The organism is Myxococcus sp. MH1, from assembly GCF_059738865.1.
Map to the genome: position 1 here is coordinate 3,326,590 of NZ_AP026947.1, position 18,314 is coordinate 3,344,903.

General features: G+C 69.6%; 12 protein-coding genes. 6 read left to right on the forward strand and 6 right to left on the reverse strand.

Going from position 1 to position 18,314, the window contains the following annotated elements; all coding sequences use genetic code 11:
• Positions 1 to 152 precede the first annotated feature (152 nt).
• Positions 153 to 701, forward strand: coding sequence for an outer membrane beta-barrel protein (locus AC6JA9_RS13490; RefSeq protein ID WP_497959869.1), 549 nt, complete (start codon positions 153 to 155; stop codon positions 699 to 701).
• Positions 702 to 824: 123 nt separating this feature from the next.
• Here AC6JA9_RS13490 and AC6JA9_RS13495 read toward each other — a convergent pair whose 3' ends face one another.
• On the reverse strand, positions 825 to 1,796 hold the full coding sequence (locus tag AC6JA9_RS13495) for a TIGR03885 family FMN-dependent LLM class oxidoreductase (RefSeq protein ID WP_497959871.1): 972 nt from the start codon (positions 1,794 to 1,796) through the stop codon (positions 825 to 827).
• A gap of 133 nt (positions 1,797 to 1,929) precedes the next feature.
• Between AC6JA9_RS13495 and AC6JA9_RS13500 the strand changes: the two genes are divergently transcribed.
• Positions 1,930 to 3,579 (forward strand): alpha-amylase family protein, encoded by a 1,650-nt coding sequence (locus tag AC6JA9_RS13500; protein WP_483577487.1) that lies wholly within the window; start codon positions 1,930 to 1,932, stop codon positions 3,577 to 3,579.
• 48 nt (positions 3,580 to 3,627) lie between these two features.
• Entirely contained in the window at positions 3,628 to 4,290 is a 663-nt protein-coding gene (locus tag AC6JA9_RS13505) for a lysoplasmalogenase (RefSeq protein WP_497959873.1), read from the forward strand.
• Positions 4,291 to 4,307: 17 nt separating this feature from the next.
• Here AC6JA9_RS13505 and AC6JA9_RS13510 read toward each other — a convergent pair whose 3' ends face one another.
• From AC6JA9_RS13510 to AC6JA9_RS13520, 3 genes are all read right to left on the reverse strand, one after another.
• A complete protein-coding gene (locus tag AC6JA9_RS13510) occupies positions 4,308 to 5,309 on the reverse strand; it encodes a hypothetical protein (protein WP_497959875.1) in 1,002 nt (333 codons plus the stop codon).
• Between the two features lie 200 nt (positions 5,310 to 5,509).
• Positions 5,510 to 6,904, reverse strand: coding sequence for a hypothetical protein (locus AC6JA9_RS13515; protein WP_223785017.1), 1,395 nt, complete (start codon positions 6,902 to 6,904; stop codon positions 5,510 to 5,512).
• Positions 6,905 to 7,111: 207 nt separating this feature from the next.
• On the reverse strand, positions 7,112 to 8,728 hold the full coding sequence (locus AC6JA9_RS13520; RefSeq protein WP_223748970.1) for an NADP-dependent glyceraldehyde-3-phosphate dehydrogenase: 1,617 nt from the start codon (positions 8,726 to 8,728) through the stop codon (positions 7,112 to 7,114).
• Between the two features lie 244 nt (positions 8,729 to 8,972).
• Between AC6JA9_RS13520 and AC6JA9_RS13525 the strand changes: the two genes are divergently transcribed.
• From AC6JA9_RS13525 to AC6JA9_RS13535, 3 genes are all read left to right on the forward strand, one after another.
• Positions 8,973 to 11,360 (forward strand): sensor histidine kinase, encoded by a 2,388-nt coding sequence (locus tag AC6JA9_RS13525; RefSeq protein WP_223785018.1) that lies wholly within the window; start codon positions 8,973 to 8,975, stop codon positions 11,358 to 11,360.
• 473 nt (positions 11,361 to 11,833) lie between these two features.
• Positions 11,834 to 14,497 (forward strand): eCIS core domain-containing protein, encoded by a 2,664-nt coding sequence (locus AC6JA9_RS13530; RefSeq protein WP_497959876.1) that lies wholly within the window; start codon positions 11,834 to 11,836, stop codon positions 14,495 to 14,497.
• A 12-nt stretch (positions 14,498 to 14,509) separates the two neighbouring features.
• A complete protein-coding gene (locus tag AC6JA9_RS13535; RefSeq protein ID WP_223748973.1) occupies positions 14,510 to 15,232 on the forward strand; it encodes a hypothetical protein in 723 nt (240 codons plus the stop codon).
• A 108-nt stretch (positions 15,233 to 15,340) separates the two neighbouring features.
• Here AC6JA9_RS13535 and AC6JA9_RS13540 read toward each other — a convergent pair whose 3' ends face one another.
• Both AC6JA9_RS13540 and AC6JA9_RS13545 read right to left on the reverse strand, forming a co-directional pair.
• Positions 15,341 to 17,221, reverse strand: coding sequence for an EGF domain-containing protein (locus AC6JA9_RS13540; protein ID WP_497959877.1), 1,881 nt, complete (start codon positions 17,219 to 17,221; stop codon positions 15,341 to 15,343).
• A 247-nt stretch (positions 17,222 to 17,468) separates the two neighbouring features.
• Positions 17,469 to 18,296 carry a polyphosphate kinase 2 family protein gene (locus tag AC6JA9_RS13545; protein ID WP_141325799.1) on the reverse strand — a complete coding sequence of 276 codons (828 nt, stop codon included), beginning with the start codon at positions 18,294 to 18,296 and terminating at the stop codon, positions 17,469 to 17,471.
• Between the last annotated feature and the right edge of the window lie 18 nt (positions 18,297 to 18,314).

Sequence of the window (18,314 nt, forward strand, 5' to 3'; positions counted from 1 at the left end):
GACACCGGCGTGGTCGTCGCGGCTGCTCCGTGGGCCGACGTCGAGCCGCGTCATCGCGAACCGCGCCCACCCACTTCGTGAAGGACGCGTCGGGCCCGGATCTTGAAGACCGCACAGTCGTCGGGGGGCCGGGACACGCGGAAGGCTTGGACATGAAGGCAGTGGTCGCGGGAGCGTTGTTGCTGTCGACGGGCGCCTGGGCACAGGACGAGACCCGTCTCACGGGGGCGGAGCTGGGCGTGGGCGTGGGCTACGCCCGAGGCAAGGACCTGGAAGGGGAGACGCATGGCGGGCCTGGCGTCCGGCTGCATCTGCTCAAGCACCTGGGGCGCTTCTTCTCCATCGGTCCGGAGCTCGCCGTGTACGCGAGGGCGGGCTCCCGGATGGACGTCACCTTCGATGGCTCGCAGCACCACTATGACCTGCGGAACCGGGCGCTCCTCCAGCTCGGAGGCGTGGCACGGCTGGGCGTGGACCTGGGCGGCGTCCGGCCCGCGGTGCTCTTCGGCGCGGGCTGGAACAAGGGCACCGTCAGCAACCTGGGCTACTCGGTGGGCGCGGAGCTGGAGTTCCGTCCCACGCCGTGGCTGCCGCTCGCCCTGGAGGGCCGGCTCCACAAGAACCTCCACAACTACACCTACGAGACGGACAGGGAGGCGGACTACCTCAGCCTGGGCATCGGCTGGCGGCTGCTCTGGTGAGAGCCCGCGTCTCGCGTGAGTATCCCCGAATTCCGAGGGGCGGCTGACAGGCCTGTCGTGAACAACCTCTTCGCACAGTGGCGGGGATGACACCCGTGTCATCCTCGTGCGCGGGCCCCGGCTTCAGCGCGCCGTGCGCAGGGCTGGGAGCACGTGCTCCGCGAACGCGCCGATGAAGCGCTCCTGCCCGCGGTTGACGTTGTGCAGGTACAGGTGGCTGAAGCCGAGCTTCACGTCCTCGGCGAGCCAGTCGACGTGGCGCTGGAAACTGGAGGACACCCGCACGTGTCCCTCCAGGTCCTTGGGCTGGACGGTGCGCGCCAGCTCCTGGAACTGCGCGGGCGAGCGCAGGTCCGTGAGCACGGAGCTGGCGAAGATGTTCGTCGCCCACTGCTCCATCGCGCCCTGGAGCGCGGCCTGCTCGTCCTCCGCCCAGGAGAGCTGCACCTTGAGGAACATCGGCTTGCCCTCGCCGCCACCCCGGTGGAAGGACTCCACCATCTTCCGCAGCTCGTCCGGGGGCTTGCTCACGGTGATGAGCGCGTCCGCCCAGCCGCCCACCCATTCGGCCGTCTGAGGCGTTATCGCCGCGCCCACCAGCAGGGGCGCCTGCTGGGGCCGCGAGTAGAGCTTCGCCTCCTCCACCCGGACCAGGCCCCGGTGCGTCACCGTCTCCCCGCGGAAGAGCGCGCGCATGATGTCCACGCACTCGCGCAGGCGCGCGTTGCGCAGGTCCTTCGGGGGCCAGGGCTCCCCGGTGATGCCCTCGTTGACGAACTGCCCGCTGCCCAGGGCGGCCCAGGCGCGACCCGGGAACATCTCCGCGAGCGTGCCCAGGGCTTGCGCGATGAGGGCCGGGTGATAACGCTGTCCGGGAGCGTTCACCACGCCCAGACTGGACAGCCGCGTGGTGGCGAGCGCCGCGCCCATCCAGCTCCACGCGAAGCCGCTGTGTCCCTGCGATTCGCTCCAGGGGTGGAAGTGGTCCGAGTTGAGCGCGGCCGTGAAGCCCGCGGCGTCGGCCCGGCGCACCAGGCGCAACAACTCACTGGGAGGAAACTGCTCATGGGAGGCGTGATAACCGAGCGTGAGCATGCGCGCGCACGTTGGTGCCGCCCGCGTGCCGTCGCGAGTCCCTCGTGTCCATGACTGTGCGCTGTCGCACGCATGACGCGCCCCCGGGTGCGTCCTTCGTCCAGCATCTCCACCTTCGCCCCAGGGGAGACGGATGATTCAGGACCTCTGGTACAAGAACGCGGTCATCTACTGCCTGGACGTCGAGACGTTCATGGACGGCAACGGCGATGGCGTGGGCGACTTCGGCGGGCTCCAACGCCGGCTCGACTACCTGGCGGGCCTGGGCGTGACGTGCCTGTGGTTGACGCCGTTCCACCCCTCGCCCAATCGCGACAACGGGTATGACATCACGGACCACTACGGCGTGGACCCGAGGCTGGGGAGCCTGGGGGACTTCGTGGAGTTCACCCACCAGGCGAAGCAGCGCGGCCTGCGCGTCATCATCGACCTGGTCCTCAACCACACGAGCGACCAGCACCCCTGGTTCCAGGCCGCGAGCAAGGACCGGGACAGCCGCTTCCACGACTTCTACGTGTGGTCCGACAAGAAGCCCAAGGATGCGCACAAGGGCATGGTGTTCCCGGGCTCGCAGCACACCACGTGGACGTACGCGCCCGGCGTGAAGCGCTGGTACTTCCACCGCTTCTTCCCCTTCCAGCCCGAGCTGAACATCGCCCACCCCGCGGTGCGCGAGGAGCTGCTCAAGGTGATGGGGTACTGGCTGCAGCTGGGCGTGTCCGGCTTCCGGGTGGACGCGGTGCCCTTCCTGGTGGAGCTCAAGGGCCTGCGCAGCCACGGCATCGAGGACCCGTACGAGCTGCTGGACAGGATGCGCGAGTTCCTCTCGTGGAGGAGCGGGGACGCCATCCTCCTGGCCGAGGCCAACGTCACCATGGACGAGGTGATGAACTTCTTCGGCAAGGAGGGAGACCGGATGCAGATGGTCTTCAACTTCGCCGCGAACCAGAGCTACTTCCTGTCGCTGGTGACGGAGGACGCGACGCCGCTCGTGGAGTCGCTGCGCTCGGCGCCCAGGCTGCCGCACCTGGCGCAGTGGGCGAACTTCCTGCGCAACCATGACGAGCTGGACCTGGGGCGCCTGCCCGCGAAGGCTCGCAAGCGCGTCTTCGCGGAGCTGGGCCCGGAGCCGAGGATGCAGCTGTACGAGCGCGGCCTGCGGCGGCGGCTCGCGCCCATGCTGGCGGGGGACAGGCGACGGCTGGACGTGTCGTTCAGCCTGATGCTGTCGCTGCCGGGGACGCCGGTGCTCTGGTATGGCGACGAGCTGGGCATGGGCGAGGACCTGTCGCTGCATGAGCGCCAGAGCGTGCGCACGCCCATGCAATGGGCCGACGAGCCGCACGGTGGCTTCACGCGCGCCGAGGAGCCCTTCCGGCCCGTGGTGGAGCGGGCGCCCCACGGCTACCGGCAGGTGAACGTCGAGCACCAGCGCAGGGACCCGGGCTCGCTGCTCAATTGGATGGAGCGCATGGTGCGCATGCGCAAGGAGTGTCCGGAGCTGGGGTGGGGCGCGTGGCGGTTGTTGAGCGTGAGGAACAAGAACGTGCTCGCGCTGCGGTACGACTGGAAGGGCGAGACACTGGTGACGCTGCACAACCTGTCCGGCAAGGCCTGCGAGGTGAGCTTCTCACCGGGAGGGCCTCCGGCGCGGCTCGTCCACCTGCTCTCGGAGGACCACTCGTCGCCCGGCAAGACGGGACGCCACCGCGTGACGCTGGAGGGGTACGGTTACCGGTGGTACCGGATGGAGCAGCGACTCGCGCCGCCCGCCACGGATTGAGGTCGGGACAGGCGTCGTCCCCGCGAGCCGCCAGGGTAAGGTGGCCGCATGCGTGGTGCTTCGACGGTAGGGACGAGGATTCTCGCGGGAGTGGGTGTCCTGGGCGCGGCGGGGTTCCTCCTGTGCCTGGACACGGGCCCGGTCGAGGTCCGCCTGGTGACCAAGTCGCTGCCGATGCTCTGCCTGCTGCTGTGGCTGTGGCCGCCGCGGGGACGCTATGCGCGATTGATTTTCGCGGGGCTGGGGCTGTCGCTGCTGGGGGACGTGCTGCTGGATGCCAGCAAGGCGCTGTTCCTGCCGGGGCTGGGGGCGTTCCTGCTGGCCCATGTGAGCTACACGGCCGCGTACCTCTGTGCGACGCGCGAGCTCCGGTGGGCGAGGGCGCTGCCGTTCCTGGTGCTGGCGGTGGGGGCCAGCGTCGTGCTGGGCCCCCACCTGGGCGCCATGGCCGGGCCGGTGACGGCGTATGTCGTGGTCATCTGCACGATGACCTGGCGCGCGGCGGCGCTGCTGGGCGCGTCTGGACTGACGCGACGGGAGCAGGGGTTCGCGTTCGCGGGGGCGCTGCTGTTCGCCCTCAGCGACGGGGTGCTCGCGGCGAAGCTGTTCGTGACGCCGGTGACGGGAGGCAGCTACGTCGTGATGCTGACGTACTGGGCGGCGCAGTTGTGCATCGCCTGTTCCGCGCATCGCGCCCCGGCCGAGGCGTGACTCCCGTACTCAAGGCCTCAGGGGAGTCGGGCGTCGAGCCACGTCAGGTGTGCGTCGAGGGTGTCCGCCACGGCCTGCGCCTGCTCGGAAACGCTGGGGTCGGTGTATGGATTTCCAATCTCCTTGTGCTTCCACTTCACCCACGTCTGCTTGTACCAACCCCAGTCAAGATTCGTCCCCGTCGAGGGTGGCGAGGCACCCGCGTAGCCGGAGAACGCGCGAATGCCCGTGGCCGGAGCCACCTCCTGGCCGCCCACCACCTGGAAGAGATGGAGCCGCTGCCGCCGGGGGAACTGGGCACTCAGGTCCGTGGCCCACGCGCCATAGAACGTGCCCCAGGGCCGCACGGGATTGTCGATCTTGGTGTCGTGGGTGCCCAACTCCCCCTGGCTGTTGCGACACACGCCGTCGAACGACGACACGTAGAGGTCGATTCCATCCAGTGCCCCGTTCGCGCGAAGCGCCTGGGCCAGCCGCATCATCAGGCAGCCGCCTCGCGAACTGCCCGCCAGGTAGATGGAGCGTGTCTCCGGACGGACCTGTGCCTGGAGCCAGCCTGAGAAGCCATTGACGATTCGCCGCTTCGTGTCGCTGTCGAACAAGTGGTCGAAGTTGTTGTCGTTGACCACGGACAGGTACGTCCTGCCCCGAGGAAACCACCCCAGGGTGTCCAGCTTCATCGCCAGCGAGCGGCCATCCAACGTGACATTGGGGCACGAGACGCTGTCACAGGATGCGTCCCAATTGGACGACTGCCCCGTGACACCACTCGAGTGCCCGCTGCTCGAAATCTTCTGCCCCGCTGACATGACCACCAGCGCCTCGCGCGTACCGGGAGCATCCACCTCCGCGATGCGGATGTTGTGAAGCACGAGGTCAGGGGCGCCCGCCGCGCGGAACTGCTCGAAGCCCGCCGCTGCCAGGTAGGCGCCCGAGCCATTCTTGTAGACGACACGCCGGGACACCACCGTCCTCGCCCCGCCACTGGGATAGGTCAGGGGCCGCGACTGGGTCTCCATCGAATCCTCAACCCCTGGCTCCAGGGGAGCCCCGCAGCCCGCTCCCCCAAGCAGCAAGGCCCACTTCATCCCTGAGAAGACACGACGCGCGACACCCGATGAGAGACCCATGTGTGGCTCCAACTCCTGGAAGTGAATGACATCCAAGCACGTCCGGGGGCTTCGCGCTGGACCCAGGGCTCGATTGACGAGCTCGCGCGCTACTGCGCCTCCATCAACAGGAAGCTGAAGTCCGCGGAGCCGTCACCGCTGGCCTTGGGGGCCTGGCCGTGGCAGCCCAGGCAGCTCGCGGTGGATTGGATGTAGGTCTCCATCGTGGTGTTGGCGAGCACGGGCGGGGTACCCTGCGGCGCGCCTCCGGTGGCCCACTGGGTGCTGATGAGCTGGTAGTTCTCCCAGACGGAGCCCTTGAGCAGCGCGCGGTAGTACGCATTGAGGCCGGGGTCTGCCTGGATGGGCGTGGTGCGCGTCACCTGGACCGGGGCGTTGAGCGGCCCGCCGTCGGGCGCGAGCTCCGTGTAGGGCTCCTTCGCCGTCTGGGTATTGGGCGTGCAGTTCCCCGTGCAGTGCGGGTTGAAGAACGAGGACGTCGTGTTGTCCACGTGCTCGAAGGTGGACCAGAACCAGGTCTGCTGCGTGTCCGTCTTGTGGATGATGTGCAGGCCGACCAGGCCCACGGTGACGGGGTTGGCGCCGGGGCTCGGGTCTCCGGCGTCATCGTTGAAGACCCAGGCCTGACGCATGAAGAAGCGCTTGCCCGAAATCTCCTCCGCGGAGAGCACCTTCCACGATGCCTTCACCTCCATGGCGCCCACCGGGCCGCACGGCTTGCCATTGCACGGCCCCGGACTCTGGTTGGCGCCGGTGGGGAAGGAGATGGTGACGCCCTTCTGTCCGGCTGCGTTCCAGAGGTTGTTGGTGATGAGGTAGTTGTACTCGTCCTGGTTGAGGCGCTTCTCGTAGCGCACGAAGCGCCCGTTCTGGTCCGTCAGCGGACCCCCGACGGCCTGCTCGATGTCCGGGAGCTTCTCTCCGATGGCGGCCGAGGCCTTGGAGGTGCTGAGCAGCAGCTTGTGCACGCCGGTGTTCAGAGCCTGGAGGCGACCGGTCTCCAGCAGCTTCGTGCGCTGACGCAGCTTCGTCTCGAAGGCCGCGGGTGTGTTGAAGCTGCACCACGCGCCGGGCTTGCTCCCCGGTGGCACGAACATGTCCAGGTCATCCGGGTAGGTCTCCCAGACGGTGGGCCCCTGGCCGCTGAGGATGCTGCTCTGGGTATTGGCCGTGCACGAGGAGGGATTCGCGGGCCAGTTGAGCGCGATGAAGGTGTTCCACGAATACACATCCACGTCGGACTGGAACTCACCGAAGCGCGGACACGCGTTGGCGGGGACGACGGCGAGCGCGGGCGTGATGGCGGTGGCGCACGTCGAGCCGGGACAGGTGGGGTCCGGGTTGCACGCCTGGGGCAGCGGCGGAGCCTCCGTGGAGCCGATGGGGCCCGGATTGGGAGAGGAGGTCGCACAGGCGATGATGGCCGCAGAGGCCAGCACACCGCCCACCAGCAGCTTCCCAGCGAAGGCAGACACGACGCGCATGAATCACCTCGGGGTGTGAGGAGACGAAGGCGCGCGGGGCTACTGCAAGGAAGGGGCCCGGGGAGGGGAGAGGTGCCAACCTCCCGGAAGAGGTGGGCCCCGCCACATCCCCTGGGCCTCGGGCGTTGCTTCGAGACGCGCTTGCGTCGAACGATGACGCGCGCGGGTGGGCAACGAGTTCAACCAGACCCAGGGGAAACCCCAGGGTCAGAACAGGAAGTCCGTCGTCAGGAAGTCCGACTCCCGCCGGGTGAGGATGGATTGCACCAGGTGGGTGTTGGCCGGCGTCGTCTTGGTGGCGACGAGCGTGCGGATGGAGAACACGCGCAGCGCGTCCGCGACGGACAGCGTGCCCTCGGCGGAGTCCTTGCGGCCGTTGAAGGGGAACGTGTCCGGCCCTCGCTGGCACTGGCAGTTGAGGTTGATGCGGCCCACCTGGTTCGAGAACGCGTCGATGAACCGGCCGATGCGCGCCGGGTCCTGGCCGAACAGGCTGAGCTGCTGGCCGAACTGGGACTCCACCACGAGCTGGATGACCTCCTCGTCCCGGTCGAACACCATCACCGGCACCACCGGGCCGAACTGCTCCTCGCTCGACAGCCGCATGTCCCTGGTCACCGGGTACACCACCGCGGGCGCGAAGAACGAGTGCGACGACTGACCTCCGGTGGCGTTCACCACGCGCGCGCCCTTGGCCACGGCGTCGTCCACCAGGCCTTGCAGGTAGTCCGCCTTGCCGGGCTCCGGCAGGGGGGTGATGGCCACGCCCGGCTCCCACGGCATGCCGGGCTTGAGCGCGTCCACCGCGGCGGTGAGCTTCTTCAGGAACACCTCCGCGATGCTCCGGTGCACCACGAGCAGCTTGAGCGCCGTGCAGCGCTGGCCGTTGAAGGAGAGCGCGCCGATGATGCACTCCTTCACCGCGTTATCCAGGTCCGCATCCTCCAGGATGATGGCCGGGTTCTTCGCGTCCAGCCCGAGCACCGACTTGAGCCGGTGCGGCCGGGGATGCATCCGCTTCAGCTCGCTGGCGCCCCGGTGGGTGCCGATGAAGGCGAACAGGTCCACCTGCCCGCTCTCCATCAGCGCGCCCACCGTCTCGCGGCCCTTGCCGTAGATGATGTTGATGACGCCCGGAGGGAAGCAGTCGCGGAACGCCTCCAGCAGCGGCCGGATGAGCAGCACGCCGAACTTCGCCGGCTTGAAGACCACCGTGTTGCCCATCAGCAGCGCGGGGAACAGCGTGCTGAAGGTCTCGTTGAGCGGGTAGTTGTATGGCCCCATGCACAGCGCCACCCCCATGGGGGCCCGGCGAATCTGCGCCATGATGCCCTGGTCCTGCACGAAGCGGGACGAGGTGCGGTCCAGCTCCTTCAGCGCGCGCACCGTCTCCACGATGAGGTCGACGGTGCGGTCGAACTCCTTCTCCGAGTCCGGCTGCGTCTTGCCAATCTCCCACATCAACAGGTTGACCACCGTGGCGCGCTGGGCGCGCATGGCCACGAGGAAGCGCTCCACCGCCTCGATGCGCTCCGCCACCTTCATCGTCGGCCACACGCCCCGGCCCGAGTCGTACGCCTTCACCGCCGCGGCGAGCGCGGCGAGCGACTCTTTCGAGGTGAGCTGCGGCGTGGCCCCGAGCACGCGCTGCTGGAGCCCCTCGGGCGTGCGGAGGAAGACGGGGCTTCGCACGGGGCTGAGGTCTCCCTCCCAGGTCTTCAGCTCGCCACCCACCAGGTACTCCCGCTGCTCGAGATAGGGCGGGAGCCGCACGCTGGAGGGGAGCTGCGCTTCGGTCGGGAAGAGGTCGGCGAGTGGCGTCATGGCGGCCTTCTTAACGAGGCGCCTCTCTCCTGGCACCTCTTCCCGTGAAGGGTTGGACGCAGGACCCGGCAGTGGGACCGGCCAGTCGGCCCACCCGGGAGGAGTACCTTGCCGCCCATGCGCGGAGTCGTGACGAGCCCCACCGTCAAACCGGGAGGCAGACGCGACGTGGGGCGCGTGAGCGGAACGAGGGGCTGCCCGGGGCGTCACCGTCCGCGTCCGTCGGCCGGAAAGGAGCCGAGCCTTGGCGCTCGAGGAGGATGTCTCCCTCTCATGGGGAGGCTTGCTGGCGCGGTGGGGGCCCGTCCTGCGGACGCGTCATGGGCTTCGACGCGAGCGAGCCGGGCTCGTCCAGAGCGGGCTCGAGGAGGTGCTGCCGGTGCTCCTGGCGGCGCTCGCCCGGGCGCTCCAGGACGACGCGCTCCCTCCCTCGGCCGAGGTGCTCCGGTACTTGCGAGCCGGACAGGCGGAGCGCTGGCATGCCTGCCACGGCCTGGAGGCCTGCGGGGTCGTCCAGGAGTACGGCCTGCTGCACGACTGCCTGCTCGAGCTGATGGAGGAGGCGGGGGTGACGGCCACGCCGCGACAGCAGCGCATGCTGGCCGCGGTCTTCCATGCGGCGAGCACGGACGCGGTGGGGCGCCTGGCGTCGAGCACGGTGGCATCGAGGAGCGAGGGGTGGCTGCAGGCCATCATCGACCACGCGCCTCCGGTCATCTTCGCCAAGGACGCGCAAGGGCGCTTCGTGCTGGTCAACCGGAGCTTCGAGGAGGCGCTGGGGAGGTCGCGCTCCAGCGTGCTCGGCAAGACGGACTTCGACCTGTTCCCCGCCGCCGTGGCGCGGCGCAACCGGGAGCACGACGAGCGGGTGCGACAGTCGCTTCGGCCCGTGACGGAGGATGAGCACATCCCCGGCGTCCAGGGCGTGCGCACCTGGTTCGCGATGAAGTTCCCGCTGCCCACCGTGGGCGCGGAGGGGCCCATCATCTGCGGCATCTCCACGGACATCACCGACGCGCGCCGCACCCACGAGGCGCTGCGCGAGAGCGAGGAGCGCTTCCGCCTGTTGATGGACGCGGTGGAGGACTACGCCATCCTCCTGCTGGACCCGGAGGGCCGCGTGGTGAGCTGGAACGCGGGCGCCGAGCGGCTCACCGGATGGCAGGAGCAGGAGGTGCTCGGGCGGCACTACGCGCTCTTCGCGCCCGAGGAGCAGGTGACCCGGGGAGAGCCCCAGCGGCTGCTGCGCGAAGTGGCGGACGGCGGTCACTTCCGGGGAGAGCTGCGACGAAAGCGGCGGGACGGCTCGTGCTTCTGGGCGGACCTGGACATCGCCGCCGTGCGCGACGAGGCGGGCCGCTTGCGCGGGTTCGCCAACGTGGCGCGCGACATCACCGCGAAGAAGCAGAGCGAGACGGCGAGGGACTTCCTGCTGGAGGCGGGGCGGGTGCTCGCGGGCTCGTTGGACCTGGAGACCACGCTGGGCGCCTTCGCGGGCCTGGTCGTGGAGCACGTCTCCGACTACTGCGTGGTGGACCTGCTGGAGGCGAGCGGCCGGCTCGTCCGACAGGAGGCGGCCGCGAGGGAGCCCGAGCGACAGGACCTCATCCGGAAGCTCCTGGCGTTCGCGCCCCGGACGGAGGAGGACGGCCCGCTGGCGCGAGCGCTGGCGTTGGCGCAGCCCATCGTCGTGCCGGAGGTGACCTCCCGGTTCCTCGACTCGGTCTCCAGCGACGCGGCGCACCGGGCCTTGCTGGAGGCGCTGGGGGCGCGCTCCGCGGCGCTGGTGCCCGTGGTGTCACGCGGGCGCGCGCTCGGGCTCATCCACCTGGTGTGGACGCGGCCGCATGACTCGCTGGAGATGGAGGCGCTGGTGGAGCTGGCCCGGGGCGTGGCGGACCGCGCGGCGGTGGCCATCGAGAACGCGCGGCTGTACCGCGAGGCCCGGGACGCGGTGCGCGTGCGCGAGGACGTGGTGGCCATCGTCAGCCATGATTTGCGCAACCCCTTGCATGCCATCCAGCTGACGGCGACGTCGTTGTTGCGCAAGGGCACCCTGCCGGAGGGGGGCGTGAAGGGGCTGGAGCGCATCATGGAGGCGACGCAGCGGGCCTCGCGCTTGATTCGAGACCTGCTGGACTTCACCCAGGCGAGAGCGGGGGAGCGCATCCCCATCCGGCCGTGCGCCATGGACCTGCATGTGCTGGCGCGCAAGGTGGTGGACGAGGTGCTGCTCGCGCACCCGCGGCGCGACATCCAGGTGGAGCTGCGGGGGGACGGGCGGCTGGAGGCGGACGCGGACCGGCTGGCCCAGGTGGTCTCCAACCTGGTGGGCAACGCGCTCCAGCACAGCGCTCCGGACTCGTGTGTCCGCGTCCACCTGCGCGAGGCCGGGGACGGTGTGCTCCTGGAGGTCCACAACGTGGGCAGGCCCATCGCGGCGGGGCTGCTGCCCACGCTGTTCGAGCCCTATCGCCGCGGGCCGGAGGCGCGCGCCGGCCAGGGCAGCATCGGCCTGGGCCTCTACATCTCCCGGCAGATCGTCCTGGGACATGGCGGCAGCATCGAGGTGTTCTCCAACGAGCGCGGCACCTGCTTCAAGGTGTGGCTGCCGCGCCGCCGGGGGCCCTGAGGCCGCGATGACTGGGGTTGCCGCGTGCTACGCGGCCGACCTCAATTGCACGCCTGGCTATTGGGCTTGCAGAACCGCTCGCCCACGGACCCCGAGCAGCCCAGGGCGAAGACGGAGAGCACGAGCGTCAGGATGCGCTTCATGGTCGACCACTCCTTGGATGAGGTTTGCGCGCGGGAGCCGACCATGAACCCGCACGTGCGCTCAAAGAAATGCGGACCGTGGGTGAATGTAGACGTCGAGGCCATTCTTGACGTCCCGCTCCGATGCGACGCGGAGGTCCAGATGTAGCCCGCTGTGTCCCTCGTCGATGTGACGCGCCCTCGCGTACACTCGCGCCTCCAGACCAGGGGGGAGCCATGCGACGCAGTGCGGCTCGGGTTCATGCGAGTCATTCGTCCGAGACACGGGGCGCCACCCCCGCGTCGCGTCCGCTCGCGTCGGTCGCGAGGCAGGCGGTCTCGGCGCACGCCGTGGCTGAGCCCGGAGCCACGGCGCCGGGCGTCCGGTTCGACTTCAGCCGGCTCCCGCTCACCCCCAGCGTGCAGCGCGTCGCGTGCGCGGGGGGCTCCTGCTCCTGCTCGTCCTGCGACAAGAAGCAGGAGGAGGTGGCCCGGGCCGCGCAGCCCGGTGTCTCCAGCGCGGGGCCTTCCGAGAATGTGTCCGCGCACGTCGCCCGTGGGCTTGGCTCCGGGCAGCCCCTGGAGTCCTCCGCGCGCGCCTTCTTCGAGCCGCGCTTCGGCCAGGACCTGGGGGGCGTGCGCATCCACACCGACGCGAGGGCGGCGGACTCGGCGCGCGCGCTCCAGGCTCGCGCGTACACGGTGGGCAGCGACATCGCCTTCCAGGAGGGCGCGTACTCACCGTCCACCCACGCGGGACGTCGGCTGCTCGCGCATGAGCTGACGCACGTGCTGCAGCAGACCGGAGGCCGCGCCACCTCCGGCGCTCGGCTGGCCCGCTTCGCCACCGGGGGGCTGTCGGTGACCTCCCCAGGGGACGCCTCCGAGCGCGAGGCCGAGTCCATGGCGGACGCGGTGATGGCGGACGGCGCGACGCGTGAGCCGGGGCGCCACCGCCTGGGCGTGGCCCGGGATTTCACCCCCGCGCCCGCGTCCAAGTACACGGTGCCGCCCTCTCCGGCGCCGCCCCCGCCGCCGCCCGCGCCCGTCCAGACGACGTCGGATGTGCCGCCGACCCAGTCGGGCACCCCCGTCAACAAGAACGGGCTCGTCGCCGCCGAGGAGGGCGTCAACCTGCGCGCCTCGCCCGACACCGGCTCTGCCCCGCTGGAGCGGCTCCCGCAGAACACCCGCATGTTCGTCAGCCGCGAGCAGTCCGGCGGCTGGTACTTCGTGATGCTGGTGGATGGCCGATTCGGCTACGTGGCCAAGTCGCATGTCACCGTGGACATGCCCGACCCGGAGGCGAGGCTGTACCGCATCGCGTCCGGCGAGACGGCGCTCGACATCGTCAAACGCTTCTACAAGTCCGACGCGACGAAGTGGGGCCAGGACGAGCGCTTCTTCGTCAACGTGCTGGTGTTCGTCAACGCGGAGCGCGGCCGCAAGGGCATCTTCAAGCTGGACCCGGAGGGGGACTGGGACACCACCCAGACGCACGCGGGCTCGCAGATATGGATACCGGGCGTCGAGTTCGCCAAGACGCTCAAGGGCCAGGTCTCCTCGGGCTCCATCACCTACGAGGCCTACCAGAAGGTCAAGAACGTCATCACCGCCATCGGTGAGTTCCTGGCCGGCTCCATCGCCTTCGTGGCGGGGCTGCTGCACGGCGTGCTCGAGTCGCTCTGGGACACGCTGGTGGGCCTGGTGGACCTGGCGAAGCTCGCGGGCAAGCTGGTGTGGAGCCTGGTCACCGGCAACCTGCTCTCCGACATCCGGGGCTTCTTCAGCGACCTGTCCAAGCTCGACTTCAAGCAGCTGGTGGCCGCGGGGCTCGACGCGCTGGACAAGAAGTGGAACGACCCGAGCCTCCTCAAGCGCTGGCACTTCCGGGGCTGGATTACCGGCTACGCGCTGGCGGAGATCGTGATGCTGTTCTTCAGCGGCGGCGCGCTCACGGCGCTCAAGGGCGCGGGCAAGGCGGGCAAGTTCGCCCAGTTCCTCGCCAAGATGCCGCGCGCGGCGAAGTTCCTGGAGAAGGCCGGAGAGGCCGCCAAGGGGCTCAAGGAGGCCGAGTCCCTGCGCAAGGGCATGAAGGCGCTCACCACGGCGCGCGACTGGGCCGTGCGGGTGCTCAAGGTGCCCGGCCACCTCCTGCAGAACCTCTCCGCGGAGGCGCTCGAGCGGCTCAAGCGGCTGCCCCAGTGGGCCATCGAGCGCTTCAGCGAGCTGAGCGACGTGGCCAAGGCGCGCGTGCTGGGCTGCGCCTCGCCGTGCAAGGTGGACCTGGGCGCCATCCAGAAGTACCTGGCGGAGCTGGCCGCCAAGGGCGCCACCGGCGCGAAGAAGCTCACCACGCCGGAGAGCGTGCTCGTCGCGCTGCCCAAGGATTTGAACATCGGGAAGATCAAGAAGTACCTCGACGAGTACCCGGCCCTGATGGAGCTCATCCGCAAGGCGGACCTGACGGACCTGGACCTGGCGAAGCTGGTCGACTTCATGACCGACGCGGACAAGCTCAACCCGAAGACGGCGTATCAGACGTTCACCCGCTACCTCACGCTGGTGGTGCCGTCGAAGACGGGTGGAGACATCGGCGCGTTCAACAAAATCGTGGAGGCGGTGGTGAAGGCGGACCCGCGCCAGGGCGCCGCCCTCAAGGGCCCCATGTTCGAGGCCTTCGCGCGCACCCACCTGCAGGAGTTCGCCGGCAAGGCCTTCACGCGCGAGACCTTCACCGTCCCCGGAGGCAAGCGCCGCACCGCGGACCGCTTCTTCGCGGACAAGGGCGAGCTGTGGGAGGTCAAGCACCAGCTCACCGACAAGGTGCCGCCCGGCCAGGTGGACGACTACCTCTCCTTCCTCGGCACGAAGGGCAACAGCTCCGGCGCCGAGGTGAAGTCGCTGAACTACCTGTTCCCGACCGAGGAGGCCGCGAAGCTGAACTCGGCGCTCAAGGCGCGCGGCATCACCGTCTGGTATGTGAAGCAGCCCAACGTGCTGACGAAGCTCTAGCGAGGACACGCCATGGCCGAGGTGAAGTGGACCGCCAGCTCGCAGCACCATGACTGGAATGACCGGCGCGCGCCGGCGGCCTTCATCGACGCGCTCGCCGAGGCGGGGCTGGTGGGGACGGTGGAGGGGGTGTGCGGCTGGGACGAGGACGCCACGCGCCGCGCGGTGAAGCTCCAGGGGCCTGGCGTGGGCGCGCGGGTGATGGCGGAGATTCCGAAGAAGGAGAAGCACCCGTTCCTCAAGGCCTGGGGGAGCACGCCTTCGCCGTGGACGCTCACGGTGGGCATCTCGCGCTTCGTCGCCGACGAGGGGCGGGTGGCGGGGCTCAACACCTTCGTCTTCCAGTTCGACGGCGCGGCGTACGAGGACGAGGCGGGCTCCGCGCTCCTGCTCGCCGCCTTCCACGCGGCCCACTCGCCCGACACCACGGAGTTCGCCGCCATCCATCCCCTGGCGCGCTACGAGGCGCTGGAGACCGGCGAGTACGACTCCGCGGTGACGCTGCGGCCCCTGTTCGCGGGCGTCTTCTGGGCGAATTTCCTGGGCAAGGGGCACGTCGAGCAGTTCGACCGCGCGGTGCTCGCGCGGCTGCCACCGGAGCGCGTGGAGTGGGTGGACGGCGGCAAGGGCCTGTTCGTCGTCACCACGCCCCGGCTCGGGGATGCCACCACTCCGACGGTGGAGGCGGAGATGCTGCGCCTCACCGAGGTGTTCCGCGAGGCCCGGCGGCGATGAGCCACCGGGCGCCCGCGAGGCCCCGTCACGACGGGTGACGGAGCCGGTGTCCTCCAGACGCGCGGCGAGCTGTCGGCCCGCGCGCCCGGAGGTCATCCAGGCACGGCCTCAGGGGTAGGTGATGGCCTCGATGAGGGACGGGTGGTCCGCGCCGCACAGGGAATCCGCGTCGGCGCCGAGGAACACGCCGCGCAGCACGTGGTCGGCCTGGCCCTGGCGCTTCACGGTGAGCGAGTAGGGCACGGGCGTGTCGTCCGTGGGGGACGCCTCGAAGCTCGTGCTCTTCAGGCAGATGAAGTAGGTGCCGCTCGGGGGCGTGCCCTCCGGGCCGGACGGGGCCAGCGCGCCCGCCTTGGCGGGGCCGTACGCGAGCAGCTCGCCGTTGGGCGTGCGCACGATGAGGTCCTGGTCCTGCGCCCGCTCCCAGCTCGCCGTGACGCCCAGGGGCGTGCCCAGGGGCGCGCGAGCCCCGCAGACGCCGTTGGTGCACGTCTTCCCCGCGCCGCACGTGTTGCCGCAGCAGCCGCAGTTCGCCGGGTCGGTGTTCGCGTTCACGCACGAGGAGCCGCACTTCACCTGCGGCGGCGGGCAGCTGCCCGGGATGCAGTCGAAGCCGCCCGGCTGGTTCACGCACCGCTGCCCGGGCGTGCACGTGTGCGTGCCGTTGGTGCACTCGTTGATGTCCGTGCAGGTGCGGCCGTTGCCCGTGTAGCCCGCCTTGCAGGTGCAGTTGTAGCTGCCCTGGGTGTTGGAGCAGGTGGCGTTGGGGGAGCACTGCGAGGTGCCGTTGGTGCACTCGTTGATGTCGTTGCAGGTGCGGCCGTTGCCGGAGTAGCCCGCCTTGCAGGTGCAGTTGTAGCTGCCCTGGGTGTTGGAGCAGGTGGCGTTGACGGAGCACTGCGAGGTGCCGTTGGTGCACTCGTTGATGTCGTTGCAGGTGCGGCCGTTGCCGGAGTAGCCCGCCTTGCAGGTGCAGGTGTAGCTGCCCTGGGTGTTGGAGCAGGTGGCGTTGACGGAGCACTGCGAGGTGCCGTTGGTGCACTCGTTGATGTCGTTGCAGGTGCGGCCGTTGCCGGAGTAGCCCGCCTTGCATGCGCAGGTGTAGCTGCCGGGCGTGTTGGTGCAGGTGGCGTTGGGGGAGCACTGCGAGGTGCCGTTGGTGCACTCGTTGACGTCGTTGCAGGTGCGGCCGTTGCCGGAGTAGCCCGCCTTGCACGTGCAGGTGTAGCTGCCGGGCGTGTTGGTGCAGGTGGCGTTGACGGAGCACTGCGAGGTGCCGTTGGTGCACTCGTTGACGTCGGTGCAGACGCTGGGGCTGCCCTGGCAGGTGTAGCCGGGCTCCACCTGACAGATGGTGCTACAGCCGTCGTTCGCCGTGCGGTTGCCGTCGTCACATGACTCGCCGGTGCCCACGCGGCCATCGCCGCACAGGGGGCCGGTCGTCTCGACGGCGTCGATGAGGTAGAGGCCCGCCAGGGCGCGGTTGAGGCGCACGTAGCGGTACGGGGTGGCGTTGGAGTAGGGGACGTCCACGGAGAAGCGGCCCACGCCCAGCTGGATGAGGTTCGCCTGACCGGTGGCGATGACGGTGCGGTCGGCGCTCAGGAAGTCCACCGTGAACAGCACGGTCAGCGTCAGGCCGCCGTAGTGGATGCGCAGGGGCCCGCGGCCCTCCTCACCCTGGCCCATGTCCAGGAGCAGCGAGCCGCCGAGGATGGAGAGCACGGTGGCGCGCTGGCCGTCGGGGGCGCCCACGGCGTTGTTGGGGTTGAGGACGACGTTGAGGCCGCTGGGCGTGGCCGCGTCCGCGTACGGGTCCACCACCGCCAGCTCCGCGCTCTCTTCGGACTGGGCGTCCTCGAGTGGCGTCTCCGACTCGCCTTCCAGCGTCTCTTCGTCCTGGGGATTCGCACCACAAGCACCGAGGACGGTGCACAGCAACACCGCGCCCAGCGCGCGCCACGTCGTGGCCCTTCGACTGAACTCCATGTCTCGCTCCATTCCAATCGCTCACCGACGGGCTTCCCGGGGGATGTCCCCTGGGCGGAAGCCGTCGGAGCGCATGGAAGGCACGATGTCGGTCTGGCGCCTGGAGCAAGGGGGCTTGTCGCACCCGACCCGTGAACCAGGTGACAGGCGTGTCGTTGAGTGTCGCGGTGTCGCGTGGCGGCGGACATCGGAGCGGCCCGGCGAGGCGACGTGGCGTGCGTGGCCGTGCGGGCCTCCCAGCGGGGCTTCAGCGCTTGCGGCGCCACGCCTTGAGCTCGGCCTTCTTCTCCGCGCCCAGCGCGTCCAGCCGCGCCTGCCAGCGCTCGCGGTGTGGCTTGAGCGCGGCCACCACGGCGCGGGCCACGACGAGGTTGCGGTACCACTTGGCGTCGGAGGGGACGATGCACCAGGGCGCCTGCTTCGTGGAGGTGCGCGCGAAGACGTCCTGGTAGGCCCGGGTGTAGTCCGCCCAGAGCTTGCGGTCCTCCCAGTCACCGGCGCTGATCTTCCACGCCTTGCGCGGCTCCTTCTCCCGGTCCATCAGGCGCTGTTCCTGTTCCTGCTGGCTGATGTGGAGGAAGAACTTCAGGACGATGGTGCCGTGCTCGGCGAGCATCTCCTCGAAGTCCTGGATGTGGCCGTAGCGCTCCTTCCAGAGGGATGGGGGCGCCAGCTCGTGCACGCGCACGGCGAGCACGTCCTCGTAGTGGGAGCGGTTGAAGATGGAGAACTCGCCCAGGCGCGGGGTGTGGCGGTGGATGCGCCAGAGGAAGTCGTGCTCGCGCTCCTCCAGCGTGGGCGCCGCGAACGACGCGACGGAGACGCCCCGGGGGTTGAGGCTGCCCACCACGTGCTTGATGGTGCCGTCCTTGCCCGCGGTGTCGCGGCCCTGCAGGACGATGAGCACCGAGTTGAGCCGCGAGCCCCACATCAGGTCCTGGAGGTCGAACAGCTCCTCGCCCAGGGCCTCGAACTCCGCCTTCGCGTCGGTCTTCTGTTCGTGCTTCGGAGGCGTGGTGGAGAGCTTCTCCAACCGCACCTTGGCTCCCTGACTCGCGCTGGTGATGAGCTGCATGACTTCCTTTCGATGAGG